The sequence below is a fragment of the Klebsiella sp. A-Nf5 genome, assembly GCF_002810545.1.
GTDB classification, from domain to species: domain Bacteria; phylum Pseudomonadota; class Gammaproteobacteria; order Enterobacterales; family Enterobacteriaceae; genus Klebsiella; species Klebsiella variicola.
Genome location: NZ_PIOG01000254.1, coordinates 194,021 through 207,990 on the forward strand (window position 1 = coordinate 194,021; position 13,970 = coordinate 207,990).

Sequence of the window (13,970 nt, forward strand, 5' to 3'; positions counted from 1 at the left end):
CGCACCCGCAGGCTCGCTGACCGGGCCTACAAACGTTCCTGTTCCTGAGAACTACTTCTGGCACTGACGGCAATAAAAGGTCGCGCGCTGGGCATGTTTGGTCCCGACAACCGGCGTGCCGCAGATCCGGCACGGTTCGCCCTTGCGGCCATAGACCTGCAGCTCCTGGGCAAAATAGCCCGGCTTGCCATCGCTTTGCAGGAAATCCTTCAGCGTCGTGCCTCCCTGCTCTATCGAACGCAGCAGGACCAGCTTAATCACTTTCACCAGTTGCTCACACTCTTCCCGCGATAGTGAAGAAGCCAACCTGTCGGGATGGATCCCGGCCGAGAACAGCGATTCGCTGGCGTAGATATTGCCGACCCCTACCACCAGCTTGTTATCCATCAGCCAGGGTTTGATCGCAGTTTTTTTCTTCGCGCATTTCTGCTGAAGATAGTCGGCGTTAAATTCATCGCTGAGCGGCTCCGGGCCAAGATGCGCCAGTACCGGATGGCCTTCCAGCGTATTGGTCCACAGCCAGGCGCCAAAGCGGCGCGGATCGGTATAGCGCAGCACCTTGCCATTACTCATGACCAGGTCAACGTGATCGTGTTTTTCGGCCGGTAGCTCTTCGCTCAGGATACGCAAACTCCCCGACATCCCGAGATGGACGATGATCCAGCCGTCCGGCAGTTCCAGAAGCAGGTATTTGGCACGACGCCGCACGCTGAGCACGGGTACATCGCTCAGGCGATAAATCTCTTCGGAAACCGGCCAGCGCAGCCGTCCATTGCGCACAACGGCGTGCAGAATGGTTGCGCCAACCAGGTGCGGCTCGATGCCGCGGCGGCTGGTTTCAACCTCTGGTAATTCAGGCATGATTTTCCTCCATTTACCCGACGTATTGTGCTTCACGGGCAGGGGACTGAAAAGGGAGTATGTGAAAGCAATATGGGGAAGTTTTAAAAACAAAAAACCCCGCCGAAGCGGGGTTTTTATACAAGGAGGCTAAAATTATTTGATTTTAGCTTCTTTGTAGATAACGTGCTGACGTACAACCGGATCGTACTTTTTCAGTTCCATTTTTTCCGGTTTGGTACGCTTGTTCTTCGTGGTGGTGTAGAAGTGACCAGTACCAGCGGAAGAAACCAGCTTGATTTTCTCACGAATACCTTTAGCCATGATTTATTTCCTCTAAGTACTTAGTACTTTTCGCCACGGGCACGCAGTTCAGACAGAACTGTATCGATGCCTTTCTTATCGATTACACGCATACCTTTAGCAGATACGCGCAGGGTGACAAAACGCTTCTCGCTCTCAACCCAGAAACGGTGAGAGTGCAGGTTCGGCAGGAAACGGCGTTTAGTCGCGTTCAGTGCGTGGGAACGGTTGTTACCGGTCACCGGACGCTTGCCAGTAACTTGGCAGACTCGGGACATGTCTATTCTCCAAAAATCAAATTAGCTCGAGCTTCGTATGGGGTATTGGCGCCTCGTCAGGCTTTACAGCCTGGTCATCGCAGTTCAATGTGAACTCTCGACTGCCAGGCCCAAATGCCAAACCCGAGATTCTCAAAGGTGGCGTAGTATACGCTGACTCGGCGATGTGCTCAAGTCCCGAACAGACAAAGATCCCGAAGGATCGCCAGTTCGGGGCTAAATCCAGCCACGTTCGGCAAAAGATACATACGCACCGCGGCCGATGACCAGATGGTCAAGCACGCGTATCTCCATGAATCGACAACATTTTACCACCCTTTCGGTAATCAGCCTGTCAGCCTGGCTCGGCTCCGGACTACCGGAGGGATGATTATGCGCAAGGATCACGGCGGCAGCGTTCACTTTGATGGCTTCGCGTACAATTTCTCGCGGATGCACCTCAACGTGGCTAAGAGTACCAGAAAAAAGGCGACTATGTTTCAACACGCGGTTCTGATTATCTAAAAAGATCACCATAAAGATCTCGCGCTCCTCTTCCGTGAGCTGGCTTTGTAAAAATTCCCGCGTCATTGAGGGGCTGACCAGCGCAGCCTCCTCAACCAGCTGCGAGCTAAAATAGCGTCGCGCCAGCTCGGCAATGCCCTTCAGTTGCGCATATTTCGCCAGCCCCAGTCCATCCACGGCTATCAGTTGCGCTTTATCCGCGGAAAGCAGAGCGTAGAGCGAGCCAAAACGCTGCAGTAACGCCTGCGCATAGCTGAGCACATCCTGACGACGCGTGCCGACACGCAGAAACAGCGCCAGCAGCTCAACATCCGTTAGCGCTTCGATGCCGTATTGCAGCATCTTCTCCCGTGGCATCAGATTTTCCGTTCCGTCCATGCGCCCTCCTGCGTTAATCAGGCTATCCTGGCACAGCCTGACGGCGCTGCCGACCCGCGGCTTTTCACCCTGCGTAGCCGCTCGCAAAGTGAATGCCCACCAGAGGCACGACGGCGACAGGATTGTGATAAGATGCGCGGATTCTGGTCTACGGCAACAGGAATACATCATGATGACTCTGGCGGGTAAAAAAATCGTCCTGGGCGTCAGCGGCGGTATCGCGGCGTATAAAACCCCGGAACTGGTGCGCCGACTGCGTGAACGCGGCGCGGAAGTGCGTGTCGCAATGACGGAGGCGGCAAAAGCATTCATCACCCCACTCAGCCTGCAGGCGGTATCCGGCTATCCGGTTTCCGACAGCCTGCTCGATCCGGCGGCGGAAGCGGCCATGGGCCATATTGAGCTCGGAAAATGGGCCGACCTGGTGATCCTCGCCCCGGCAACCGCCGATTTAATTGCCCGCGTGGCGGCCGGCATGGCCAACGATCTGGTGTCGACGATCTGCCTCGCCACCCCTTCCCCGGTTGCCGTGGTGCCCGCCATGAATCAGCAGATGTATCGCGCGCAAGCCACCCAGCACAATCTGCAGACGCTCGCTTCCCGCGGCCTGCTGCTGTGGGGACCGGACAGCGGTAGCCAGGCCTGCGGCGACGTCGGCCCGGGGAGAATGCTCGATCCGTTAACCATCGTGGAGATGGCCGCGCAGCATTTCGCCTCCCCTGTCAAAGATTTGCAACATCTCAACCTCATGATTACCGCGGGCCCGACCCGTGAGCCGTTGGATCCGGTGCGTTACATCAGCAACCACAGCTCAGGCAAGATGGGCTTCGCGATTGCTGCCGCTGCCGCGCAGCGTGGTGCGAAGGTCACTCTCGTCAGCGGCCCGGTATCGCTACCGACACCGCCGTTTGTGCAGCGCATTGATGTCACTACCGCACTGGAAATGGAAGCGGCCGTCCAGGCCAGCGCACAACAGCAGCATATTTTTATTGGCTGCGCCGCGGTGGCGGATTACCGCGCTGCCGCCATCGCCGAAGATAAAATTAAAAAACAAGGTGATGAATTAACAATAAAAATGATTAAAAACCCCGATATTGTCGCTGGGGTTGCGGCGCTAAAAGCGCATCGCCCTTACGTCGTTGGGTTTGCCGCCGAAACGAATAATGTGGAAGAATATGCGCGGCAAAAACGTGCCCGCAAAAACCTCGACCTGATTTGCGCCAACGATGTTTCTCAGCCTAATCAGGGCTTTAATAGCGATAGCAACGCATTACACCTTTTCTGGCAGGATGGGGAAAAGCGCTTACCACTTGAGCGCAAGGAACTCCTGGGCCAATTATTACTCGACGAGATCGTGACCCGTTATGATGAAAAAAATCGACGTTAAGATTCTGGACCCGCGTGTCGGCCAGCAATTTCCGCTGCCGACCTATGCCACCTCCGGTTCCGCCGGACTTGACCTGCGAGCCTGTCTCGACGACGCCGTAGAGCTGGCGCCGGGTGCAACCACGCTGTTGCCGACGGGCCTTGCGATTCATATCGCCGATCCCTCTCTGGCGGCGGTGATCCTGCCGCGCTCCGGCCTGGGTCATAAGCATGGCGTGGTGCTGGGCAACCTGGTGGGGCTCATCGACTCCGATTACCAGGGGCAACTGATGGTGTCCGTCTGGAACCGCGGTCAGCAGAGCTTCATCATCGAGCCGGGCGAACGTATCGCACAGATGGTCTTTGTGCCGGTCGTGCAGGCGGAATTTAACCTGGTGGAAGAGTTTGACGCCACCGACCGCGGCGAAGGCGGCTTCGGTCACTCAGGGCGTAAATAAGCCCAGCAACACGGAACCTGCATCCCAACGCGCATAATGCAATAACATCACCGCAAACTCAGGTTTGCGGTCGCATTGTGGATGTCTGCCTGACAAGTGCTTATTTTCAGGGGTATTTTAAAACATGGCAGAAAAGCAAACTGCGAAACGGAATCGTCGCGAAGAAATACTTCAATCTCTGGCGCTGATGCTGGAATCCAGCGATGGTAGTCAACGTATTACCACCGCGAAACTGGCGGCTTCCGTCGGCGTCTCTGAAGCCGCGCTGTATCGCCATTTTCCCAGCAAAACCCGCATGTTTGACAGTCTGATCGAGTTCATTGAAGACAGTCTGATTACGCGCATCAATTTGATTTTGAAAGATGAAAAGGACACGACCGCGCGCCTGCGCCTGATCGTTCTGTTGATTCTTGGGTTTGGCGAGCGTAATCCTGGGCTGACGCGTATCCTCACCGGGCACGCGCTGATGTTCGAACAGGACCGGCTACAGGGCCGCATCAACCAGCTTTTTGAACGCATCGAAGTACAGCTGCGTCAGGTGATGCGCGAGAAAAAAATGCGTGAAGGCGAAGGCTACACCCTCGACGAAACCCTGCTGGCCAGCCAGCTGCTGGCCTTCTGCGAGGGCATGCTGTCGCGCTTTGTGCGCAGCGAGTTCAAATATCGTCCGACGGATGATTTCGAGGCCCGCTGGCCGCTGGTCGCCGCACAGCTGCAGTAAATCCTCACATGCAGCCGCCAGGCTGCATGATTCTCCTCGCAATCTGCGTAAGTTTGTTGCAAATCCCAGGGCCATTGGTTGAATTGCCCAATGCGCGTTTCCGCTTTCCTTTCCTACTATCCAGCTTGCTGATCGTTTCACCCTCCCCCAACACCACCCGACAAGGAGAGATTTGATGGCGACGTCACGGCGGGATTTATTGAAGATAGGCGGGTTGGCAACCGCATCACTACTAGTCAGTCAAAAAAGCTTCGCAGCATGGGCCCCTTCGGAACGCTATCCTGACCCACGCATCGTGGCCGTCGATGACAGCTTTCGTCGCTATATGCTTGCCAGCGCAAAGGTTGAACGCATCGCCAGCGGCTTCCGTTGGGCGGAAGGCCCAGTCTGGTTCGGCGACATGCGAATGCTGCTGTGGAGCGACATTCCGAATAACGCCATCATACGCTGGGATGAAATCAGTGGAGAAACCAGCGTCTTTCGCTACCCGGCCAATTATAGCAATGGCCACGCCCGCGACAGACAGGGGCGCTTAATCAGTTGCGAGCACGACACCCGCCGCATTACGCGTACCGAATACGATGGATCTGTCACCGTACTGGCCGATAGCTACCAAGGTAAGCGCCTCAATTCCCCAAACGATATCGTTGTGAAGTCAGACGGTACCATCTGGTTTACCGACCCGCCATTTGGCATCAGCGGCTTTTACGAAGGCCACAAAGCAACGCCAGAATTGCCGCAAAACGTCTATTGCCTGGAGCCGGAAAGCCGCAAACTAAGCGTGGTATTGGGCGACATAAAAGGGCCAAATGGTTTGTGTTTCTCGCCGGACGAAAAGACCCTGTACGTGGTGGAAAGCCGGGCGACACCGAACCGCTTAATTCTGGCGTGGGACGTGGAAGGCAATACGCTGAAAAATAAACGGGTGTATCTCGACTGTGGCAAAGGTACCGCCGATGGGATCGCCTGCGACGCAGACGGCAATCTGTGGTGCGGATGGGGAAGCGGAAACGAAGAACTCGACGGCGTGCGGATCTTTAACCCTCAGGGTAAGCATATCGGCACCATTCAACTGCCGGAGCGCTGCGCGAACTTGTGTTTTGGCGGCGAACAGCGCAATCGGCTGTTTATGGCGTCCAGTACGTCAATCTATTCGCTGTACGTCAATGCGCAGGGCGCTAAGCTGGTATAGAGGAAATATCCGGCAGCCGAGGCTGCCGGATGCATCATCAGATGCCGTAGGCTTCACGATAGGCGCGAACTGACGCCAGATATTCCGCCATCTCGGGTTTCTCTTCCAGATAAGCGATCAGCTCTTTCAGAGTGATGATTGAGATCACCTGGCAGCCGTAATCACGCTCCACTTCCTGAATGGCGGAGATCTCGCCACGGCCGCGCTCCTGACGATCCAGGGAGATCAGTACACCCGCCAGCTGCGCGCCCTGGGCCTGGATAATCTCCATGGATTCGCGGATCGCCGTACCGGCGGTGATCACGTCATCCACCAGCATCACACGCCCCTGCAGCGGGCTGCCAACCAGATTGCCACCTTCACCGTGAGTTTTTGCCTCTTTGCGGTTAAAGCAGTAAGGCAGATCGCGGTCATGATGTTCGGCTAACGCCACCGCGGTGGTGGTGGCGATCGGAATACCTTTATAGGCCGGGCCAAACAGCAGGTCGAACTCAATCCCGGAATCCACCAGCGCCTCGGCATAAAAACGGCCCAGCAGTGCCAGATCGCGCCCGGTGTTAAACAGGCCGGCGTTGAAGAAATAGGGGCTCTTGCGCCCGGATTTCAGCGTGAACTCGCCAAACTTAAGAACCTGCTTGCTAAGCGCAAACTCAATAAACTGGCGCTGATACGGCTTCATGGATTCGCTCCTTTTGGTACTTTCATCATTGTCAGACTACGCGTTCATCCTTCGCAGGTGTAATGAAGGATGAAGCGCAAAAAAAAAGGCGACTTCTCAGTCGCCTTAATCATTAATTTTCTAACGCCGCCTTCTGCGTCGTGATAATGGATTCGATCCCCCCTCGGGCTAACGCCAGGAGAGTGAGGAGCTCTTCATGGGTGAACGGCTCGCCTTCTGCCGTGCCCTGCACCTCAATAATGCGGCCATCTTCGGTCATCACCACGTTCATATCGGTTTCCGCGGCGGAATCTTCGATGTACTCCAGATCGCAAATGGCTTCGCCATTAACGATACCAACGGACACCGCGGCCACCATCCCCTTCATCGGGTTGGTTTTCAGCTTGCCGGCTGCCACCAGCTTGTTCAGCGCATCGGCCAGCGCCACGCAGGCCCCGGTAATAGACGCGGTCCGGGTGCCGCCGTCTGCCTGCAGCACATCGCAGTCGAGGGTGATGGTGAATTCGCCCAGCGCTTTCAGGTCAACCGCCGCGCGCAGCGCGCGAGCGATCAGACGCTGAATTTCCATCGTCCGGCCGCCCTGCTTGCCTTTTGCCGCTTCACGCGCGTTACGCGTGTGCGTTGAGCGCGGCAGCATGCCATATTCGGCAGTGATCCAACCCTGTCCCTGTCCTTTCAGAAAACGCGGAACGCCTTCGTCAATGGAAGCGGTGCACAGCACTTTGGTATCACCGAATTCGACCAGCACGGAGCCTTCAGCGTGTTTTGTGTAATTACGGGTCAGGGTGACGGGACGCACCTGATTAGCGCTACGGCCTGCTGGACGCATGATAGAAATCTCCGGCTTGAAACGAATGTGGGGCGCATTATACGAATTTCATGGCGAAAAGCCTATGCCAACACGTGCCGGGCGCACACATAATGTCAGTCCAGCGTTTTACGATAAGATTTCAACCCCACGCCAATCACAATCACCGCCAGGCCGATCAACGGCAAAAGATCGGGTAATAATGCCATCGCAGAATATCCTTTCAACATGATGCCCTTAACCAGTCGGATGAAATAGGTCAGCGGTAAACAGGAGCCAATGGCTTTCGCCCAGTCAGGCATACTAATAAAGGGGCTGATAAAACCGGAAAGCATAATGGAAGGAATAAAGTAAAATGACGACATTTGCAGCGCCTGCAGTTGGTTTTGTGCCAGGCCAGAAATACCAATCCCGATTGACAGGCAAAGAAAGACATAAATTAACAACACAAAAAATAGCAGGAAGACGCTACCGTGAAGGGGAATATCGAACAACAGAACGGCGGCAATCAGAATCAAGGTCGCCTGAAACAAACCAATGATAACAAAAGGTGTTATTTTCCCAATGATGACCTCAAGTCCGGATAACGGAGAGACCAGTAAATTTTCTAACGCCCCGTTTTCTCGCTCACGGGTAATAGACAGGGCGGTCATCAGGATCAAGGTTGTACTGAGTATCGATCCCATAATACCTGGAATAGTATTAAACTGGGTAATCCCCTCCGGGTTAAACATGCGATGGATAATAAGCTCAAAATCATCCTCGTTTTGCTCTACACGCATGTCGCCCGGCAAATCGTGTTGAAACATCGATTTCGCAACCTGCACAAGGGCGCTGAGCGCATTCCCCGTGGTTATCGGATCGATGGCATCCCCCTGAATTAACAGCTGAGGCTTTTCTCCACGCAACATCTTGCGCGTGAATCCCTCAGGAATCGTCACGATAAAAGTGACATCTCCTCGAACAAACGCTTTCTGAGCTGCTTCTTCTGAATCGACAGGAATCATCGAAAAATACCCTGTATTTTGCGCTTCCGTCACAAAAATCTGACTCATGCGTTCGGTATCATAATTTAATAAAGCGGTAGGAAGATTATGGGGATCCATATTGATGGCATAGCCAAGAATGATCAGCTGAAAAATAGGTGTCAGGAGCACCATACTGATGCTGACTTTATCACGACGTAATTCATGGATTTCCTTAATAACCACACCGATCCAGCGAGTAAAGGAGAAGCTTAAATTAATTTTTTTCACAATCGTTTTTCATCAAATAGGTAAATGCATCTTCCAGATTGGTATCCACCTGGCAGAACTCATAGCCCTGTTGTGTAAATGCAAAAAGCGTGGACTTTAACTTCGCTTCATCTCTGGAAGTAATATAAAGCTGATTGCCAAAAATGACCGTTTGCTCAATATCCGGCAAGCGCTGTAGCTGGTTTTCAAGCATCGTCAGACCGGCGCCGCTCGTTCGCATGGTGATCAGATTCTGGGACGCGATAATCGACGCAATAGTGCCATTTGCCAACAGGCGGCCATAAGACAGATAGGCAACCTTATGGCAACGCTCGGCCTCATCCATATAATGCGTGCTCACCAGTATCGAAATACCTCGGTCCGATAGCTGGTGCAGCATTTGCCAGAACTCGCGCCGCGCTTTTGGATCCACGCCAGCGGTTGGTTCGTCCAGAAACAGCAAAACAGGTTCATGCAACATGCAGGCGGCAAGGGCCATTCTTTGCTTCCAACCGCCAGAAAGCTCCTTAGCCAGCTGGTGCTGTCGGGTTGTGAGACCTAACTCTGAAAGCGCGTGTTCAACCCGGGCCTTACGCTGATCGAGGCTATACAACCGCGCGATAAAAAGTAAGTTTTCCCGGATGGTTAAATTTCCCCACATCGAGAAATACTGGGTCATATAACCTATCTTTTTTTTTATTTTTTCCCGCTGTGTAAAGATGTCCATGCCCAGACAAGAGCCTTCACCTGAATCCGGGGTAATCAAACCACACATCATCCGAATCGATGTTGTTTTCCCGCTACCGTTCGGCCCAAGAAAACCATAAATTTCGCCTTTTGCCACCTGCAAAGAGAAATCCTTTACGACGTGATGCTCACCAAAATACTTATTGAGATTTTTTACATCAATACAAAGATTATTCATTACCAATAACCTCCACATCAAACGGCTGGCCGATTTTCATCCGCTCAGCCTGCTTCCGGGCAGGAACAGCCTCAGCCATAAAAATGAGTTTCTCCCGGCGTTTCGTACTATAAATAACCGGAGGCGTAAATTCCGCTTCAGGACTGATGTAGTTAATCACGCCAGCAATGGGCTCAGCGCAACCATCGCATATCAGTTTTACCTTAGTTCCGATTTTAAATTTACCAAGCATCGCCTCGGGTATAAAAAAGCGTACTTTTATATTCTCAGGAGGTAACAGACTAATTATTGGTCTGCCGGCAGTGGGCCGTTCCCCGGCACGATAAATAATATCGAAGACTTTAGCATTGACCGGAGAAACAATCGTCGTTTGCTGGACATCCCAAAGCGCCTTGTCACGTTCGAGTTTTGCCGCGGCCACCATCGAGAGCTGTTTGCTAATCTCATCCTGACGGGCAGGCAGTTGCCGCGCTTTGAGTTGATTAATTAACTCTTCAACCTGCGCGCCTTTTTGCGTTAACTCATCCCGGATATCCTCCCATTCTGCGAGCGAGATGGCGCGACTGGCGTAAAGATTACGATACCGCTCAAGCTGACGCTTTACCTGGGATTCCGCCGATCGTGCTTTTTTAATCTGGGCACGAATAATATCCAGCTCTTCAGGCCGCTCTCCCGACTCCAGATTTCGCAATAATGCGCTCTCTGCAGAAAGTTTTTCCTCAGCTCGCAGGAAAATATTTTGCGCATCAAAGGACTCAATCTTCACTAACTCTTGCCCAGGCGTGACATTATCTCCTTTCTTAATGAATAGCTGTTCAATTTTTGCAGTGGAAGAATAAGAAAGATAGACAAATTCGCCATGTGAATAACCAGATAACCTGTTCTCCGGTTTGTTATCACACCCCGTTATCATCAGCATCGCTATCACAACAATAAATATATTTACTGGCTTTTGCATTAAAACGCATCCGTACGCATAGAGTTTTTCATTACTGATGTCTGGATTGAATTATTCTCATTCCAAACCCTAACGTTATCGTCAGTTTAATCCTTTAAATAATGCTTAAAGTATATTTCATTCAATTTATCGAGAGCACTCAGGTTTAAACCAGCGATCGAGTGAAAAGCATCATCTTTTGTGAATGCAAGAATCGACGATCCGCCTGGAGAAAACCATTTAGCGCTCTGTTTAAAAGGCCATGGTAGTTCATAACCTTTTTCTCTCAGTAAATCGTTAAGCACACGCCAGTCGTCTCTAAAATCATTTCCGGAAAATGGGCTATCACTTTGTGCACCTTCTGCAGTGAATAATTGAATTGGCGTACAAAAGTTAACCGAACTGGGAAAGTACATATTATAAAAGCTTACAATGAGTTTCTGCACCTCTTCAGGAAAAGAGCCGGGGATCGTCAACACACCTAACAAATATTTATAGTCTGGATATCTTTTTATAAAATCAAATATCCCGCGCCATAAATAATCAAGAACATTACTTTTTTGATAAGGCTTCTGGATAAATCCACGGCCGATTTCCACACACTGGCTTAAACAGGAATAGGCATTATTATGGTACTTGAACAGGCTGTTGCTGTAGAGGCCTGTTATTCCGTGTTGCGCTAACTGCTCACCAACGGGTATTAGACGATAGGCGCCCAGAATTTCTTCATCAGATGGATCCCATAAAATGACATGGTAATAAGTTTCATCAAAAATATCGTTATCTCTGTCTTTACCAGAGCCTGCGCCAATATCGCGATAACAGCGTTCGCGTAAGCGCCCTAACTCATCGATAATGGGTGAGGCTCCGTGAGTCTTGCTGCGATATATCAATAGTTTTCTACCATCATCAAATTGTCTTAATACTTCACACTCTTCTATGGCGCTTATTAAACTCTCTCGACTGCCTGTTAATTCGTGTGGAGAAACCGTATCTACAAGCGCCGGGCCATTCTCTCCGATGCTCTGGAGATGCATCAAACATACATTTGCCGCGACCGACAGTTCTTTATTAAATCGATTAAACGAAGATAAGGCTATTTGCTGCCCCACTTTGATTTTCATGGTCTTACCACGATGGCGTAGCGCTTCACGAATAATCATTATATTTGACAGTTGCCGCCAGACCGTCGCAGCAAAATAATAAGTTTTGCTGTTTGATCCCGAAATATGAACAGGTACCAGCGCCGCGTTGTTTCTCATCGCCAGTTGTAAAAAACCGGGATTCCATTGATGTTCCTGTAAACCTGAGAGAGACCAGCTAGCCAGCTTACCTGCAGGGCAAATAATCAACACACCACCGTTCTTCAGATGATCGTTCATCTCCCTGAATTTCTTATGGCTCATTTTACCAGCCATATTCTCAATACCAATGGTAAGTTCTGCTACCTGTGGGAATATCATTGGCAAAATGTGGTTAGCCACGATTTTTATATCTTTTCTAACCTGAGAGACAGTATGTATTAAAGCAATACCATCCATCACCGTCGGATGATTTGAAATAACAACCGTAGCACCGTGTCGGGGTATATTATTAAATTCAGAGTATTCCGTCTCACATCGAACGTTAAAAAAATCAACGACAGAAGTAACCCAGTCTACGCCATTTCTATTAATTAACCGTTCATCATTTATTAAACGAGAGAATACCTTACTGCCAAACGCGGCGCTGAAAACCCATTTTTTCCAGCATGGTATATTAGCATCAGGAAAAAACTCTCTAATGACCCTGTCAAAGATAGCGTTCATATTAAAATCCTTTTCATAGAACTAATCTAAAACGACTATACTCGTGATCTTTCTGTCGGACAATACCGTCCAAAATTAAAATACGCCAATACAAAATTAATGGATATAGTTGAAGCACTAATATTCATGACAGCAATACAAACAATGACAGGTTAAATATTTTCATCGTAATGAATTCAAAAAAAACATATATAACGCTTAAAGATAATACACCATGTCATTTCGTGTATTTATATTTTGCACACGCCCCCCTGAGCAGTTTTTCTGGCAAGAAACTAACCCGTATCGCACCATCTGGATTTTATGCCCACTTTAAATAACATCAAAATTATTAACTACAGACAAACGTTATTAGTCTATGCTGTCAGAATAACTCGAAATCATTTATTCAGGAAGCCTAAATAATTAAATCAAAATAACTTAACTACATAATTGACGTAAAGTTGCTAATACAAAAAGTCTTATTTCTACCCACAACAGAAGCATACCGTTCACTTAACTTAGTAATTGCATGAAATACATTGCGGTTATGCCCTTCAAAACAATCGCCATCCAGGTATTTCATCACTATTCCTGTTAAGTCACCGCCCGCATAGCTATAATCCTTGCATTCATTATTACGAAAACAGGAACGTCTATGATCCGCAGTATGACCGCCTATGCCCGCCGTGAAATCAAGGGTGACTGGGGTAGCGCCGCATGGGAGCTGCGCTCGGTAAACCAGCGCTATCTGGAAACGTACTTCCGCCTGCCGGAGCAGTTCCGTAGTCTGGAGCCCGTGGTACGCGAGCGCATTCGCGCCCGCCTGACTCGCGGTAAAGTCGAATGCACCCTGCGTTTTGAACAAGATCCCAGCGCGCAGGGTGAACTCATCCTCAACGAAAACCTGGCGAAGCAGCTGGTCAACGCTGCCAACTGGGTGAAAATGCAGAGCGATGAAGGGGAAATCAATCCGGTTGATATCCTGCGCTGGCCGGGCGTGATGGCTGCCAAAGAGCAGGATCTCGACGCCATCGCAGCCGACATTCTGTCAGCCCTGGACGGCGCGCTGGACGACTTCATCGTCGCCCGCGAAACGGAAGGCCAGGCCCTGAAAGCGCTTATCGAGCAGCGGCTTGAAGGCGTGAGCGGCGAAGTGGCGAAAGTTCGCGCTCATATGCCGGAAATTCTTCAGTGGCAGCGCGAGCGTCTGGTTGCCAAACTGGAAGACGCGGAAGTGCAGCTGGAAAATAACCGTCTTGAGCAAGAACTGGTGCTGATGGCGCAGCGTATCGACGTTGCCGAAGAGCTGGACCGCCTCGAAGCGCACGTTAAAGAGACCTACAACATTCTGAAAAAGAAAGAGGCTGTGGGTCGCCGTCTCGACTTTATGATGCAGGAGTTCAACCGTGAGTCGAACACCCTGGCGTCAAAATCGATTAACGCCGAGGTCACCAACTCCGCGATTGAGCTGAAAGTGCTGATCGAGCAAATGCGCGAGCAAATCCAGAATATCGAGTAAGCTCAGGCACACTACTAAAGGCCGGTTTTCCGGCCTTT

General features: G+C 51.0%; 15 protein-coding genes. 5 read left to right on the forward strand and 10 right to left on the reverse strand.

The features are described 5' to 3' along the window. Positions 1 to 51 precede the first annotated feature (51 nt). The 4 genes from mutM to radC form a co-directional block, all read right to left on the reverse strand. Positions 52 to 861 carry a bifunctional DNA-formamidopyrimidine glycosylase/DNA-(apurinic or apyrimidinic site) lyase gene (gene mutM, locus CWM53_RS24290; protein ID WP_061152954.1) on the reverse strand — a complete coding sequence of 270 codons (810 nt, stop codon included), beginning with the start codon at positions 859 to 861 and terminating at the stop codon, positions 52 to 54. Between the two features lie 135 nt (positions 862 to 996). After that, a complete protein-coding gene (rpmG, locus tag CWM53_RS24295; RefSeq protein WP_002922510.1) occupies positions 997 to 1,164 on the reverse strand; it encodes a 50S ribosomal protein L33 in 168 nt (55 codons plus the stop codon). A 20-nt stretch (positions 1,165 to 1,184) separates the two neighbouring features. Next, entirely contained in the window at positions 1,185 to 1,421 is a 237-nt protein-coding gene (rpmB, locus tag CWM53_RS24300) for a 50S ribosomal protein L28 (protein ID WP_002436699.1), read from the reverse strand. Positions 1,422 to 1,637: 216 nt separating this feature from the next. After that, positions 1,638 to 2,303 (reverse strand): RadC family protein, encoded by a 666-nt coding sequence (gene radC / locus CWM53_RS24305; protein ID WP_061152949.1) that lies wholly within the window; start codon positions 2,301 to 2,303, stop codon positions 1,638 to 1,640. Between the two features lie 172 nt (positions 2,304 to 2,475). Here radC and coaBC point away from each other — a divergent pair, with 172 nt between their 5' ends. The 4 genes from coaBC (at position 2,476) to CWM53_RS24325 (ending at position 6,039) form a co-directional block, all read left to right on the forward strand. Further along, positions 2,476 to 3,690, forward strand: a complete 1,215-nt coding sequence (gene coaBC, locus CWM53_RS24310) for a bifunctional phosphopantothenoylcysteine decarboxylase/phosphopantothenate--cysteine ligase CoaBC (protein ID WP_074387093.1) — start codon at positions 2,476 to 2,478, stop codon at positions 3,688 to 3,690. Continuing rightward, entirely contained in the window at positions 3,668 to 4,126 is a 459-nt protein-coding gene (dut, locus tag CWM53_RS24315; protein ID WP_012540306.1) for a dUTP diphosphatase, read from the forward strand. Before coaBC ends, dut begins: the two co-directional genes overlap by 23 nt. 124 nt (positions 4,127 to 4,250) lie before the next feature. Next, a complete protein-coding gene (gene slmA, locus CWM53_RS24320) occupies positions 4,251 to 4,847 on the forward strand; it encodes a nucleoid occlusion factor SlmA (protein WP_008806831.1) in 597 nt (198 codons plus the stop codon). Positions 4,848 to 5,022: 175 nt separating this feature from the next. Then, entirely contained in the window at positions 5,023 to 6,039 is a 1,017-nt protein-coding gene (locus CWM53_RS24325; protein WP_077268425.1) for an SMP-30/gluconolactonase/LRE family protein, read from the forward strand. Positions 6,040 to 6,076: 37 nt separating this feature from the next. Here CWM53_RS24325 and pyrE read toward each other — a convergent pair whose 3' ends face one another. The 6 genes from pyrE to CWM53_RS24355 all read right to left on the reverse strand — a co-directional run bounded on the left by pyrE (position 6,077) and on the right by CWM53_RS24355 (position 12,431). Then, positions 6,077 to 6,718, reverse strand: coding sequence for an orotate phosphoribosyltransferase (gene pyrE / locus CWM53_RS24330; protein ID WP_008806829.1), 642 nt, complete (start codon positions 6,716 to 6,718; stop codon positions 6,077 to 6,079). Positions 6,719 to 6,830: 112 nt separating this feature from the next. Continuing rightward, on the reverse strand, positions 6,831 to 7,547 hold the full coding sequence (gene rph, locus CWM53_RS24335; RefSeq protein WP_002922602.1) for a ribonuclease PH: 717 nt from the start codon (positions 7,545 to 7,547) through the stop codon (positions 6,831 to 6,833). A gap of 95 nt (positions 7,548 to 7,642) precedes the next feature. Continuing rightward, positions 7,643 to 8,782 (reverse strand): ABC transporter permease, encoded by a 1,140-nt coding sequence (locus CWM53_RS24340; RefSeq protein WP_100676478.1) that lies wholly within the window; start codon positions 8,780 to 8,782, stop codon positions 7,643 to 7,645. Further along, positions 8,769 to 9,686: an ABC transporter ATP-binding protein gene (locus CWM53_RS24345; protein ID WP_074386950.1), complete on the reverse strand. Its 918-nt coding sequence runs from the start codon at positions 9,684 to 9,686 to the stop codon at positions 8,769 to 8,771. The genes CWM53_RS24340 and CWM53_RS24345 overlap by 14 nt, the downstream gene beginning before the upstream one ends. Further along, positions 9,679 to 10,644, reverse strand: coding sequence for an HlyD family secretion protein (locus tag CWM53_RS24350; protein ID WP_012967055.1), 966 nt, complete (start codon positions 10,642 to 10,644; stop codon positions 9,679 to 9,681). The genes CWM53_RS24345 and CWM53_RS24350 overlap by 8 nt, the downstream gene beginning before the upstream one ends. Positions 10,645 to 10,730: 86 nt before the next feature. Then, positions 10,731 to 12,431 (reverse strand): lysophospholipid acyltransferase family protein, encoded by a 1,701-nt coding sequence (locus tag CWM53_RS24355; protein ID WP_100729712.1) that lies wholly within the window; start codon positions 12,429 to 12,431, stop codon positions 10,731 to 10,733. A 637-nt stretch (positions 12,432 to 13,068) separates the two neighbouring features. Here CWM53_RS24355 and CWM53_RS24360 point away from each other — a divergent pair. After that, a complete protein-coding gene (locus CWM53_RS24360) occupies positions 13,069 to 13,932 on the forward strand; it encodes a YicC/YloC family endoribonuclease (RefSeq protein WP_100630963.1) in 864 nt (287 codons plus the stop codon). Positions 13,933 to 13,970: the final 38 nt, after the last annotated feature.

Coding starts and splice junctions, on each gene's coding strand:
- mutM (WP_061152954.1), bottom strand. CDS start 861: ATGCCTGAATTACCAGAGGTTGAAACCAGCCGCCGCGGCATCGAGCCG.
- rpmG (WP_002922510.1), bottom strand. CDS start 1,164: ATGGCTAAAGGTATTCGTGAGAAAATCAAGCTGGTTTCTTCCGCTGGT.
- rpmB (WP_002436699.1), bottom strand. CDS start 1,421: ATGTCCCGAGTCTGCCAAGTTACTGGCAAGCGTCCGGTGACCGGTAAC.
- radC (WP_061152949.1), bottom strand. CDS start 2,303: ATGGACGGAACGGAAAATCTGATGCCACGGGAGAAGATGCTGCAATAC.
- coaBC (WP_074387093.1), top strand. CDS start 2,476: ATGACTCTGGCGGGTAAAAAAATCGTCCTGGGCGTCAGCGGCGGTATC.
- dut (WP_012540306.1), top strand. CDS start 3,668: ATGATGAAAAAAATCGACGTTAAGATTCTGGACCCGCGTGTCGGCCAG.
- slmA (WP_008806831.1), top strand. CDS start 4,251: ATGGCAGAAAAGCAAACTGCGAAACGGAATCGTCGCGAAGAAATACTT.
- CWM53_RS24325 (WP_077268425.1), top strand. CDS start 5,023: ATGGCGACGTCACGGCGGGATTTATTGAAGATAGGCGGGTTGGCAACC.
- pyrE (WP_008806829.1), bottom strand. CDS start 6,718: ATGAAGCCGTATCAGCGCCAGTTTATTGAGTTTGCGCTTAGCAAGCAG.
- rph (WP_002922602.1), bottom strand. CDS start 7,547: ATGCGTCCAGCAGGCCGTAGCGCTAATCAGGTGCGTCCCGTCACCCTG.
- CWM53_RS24345 (WP_074386950.1), bottom strand. CDS start 9,686: ATGAATAATCTTTGTATTGATGTAAAAAATCTCAATAAGTATTTTGGT.
- CWM53_RS24350 (WP_012967055.1), bottom strand. CDS start 10,644: ATGCAAAAGCCAGTAAATATATTTATTGTTGTGATAGCGATGCTGATG.
- CWM53_RS24355 (WP_100729712.1), bottom strand. CDS start 12,431: ATGAACGCTATCTTTGACAGGGTCATTAGAGAGTTTTTTCCTGATGCT.
- CWM53_RS24360 (WP_100630963.1), top strand. CDS start 13,069: ATGATCCGCAGTATGACCGCCTATGCCCGCCGTGAAATCAAGGGTGAC.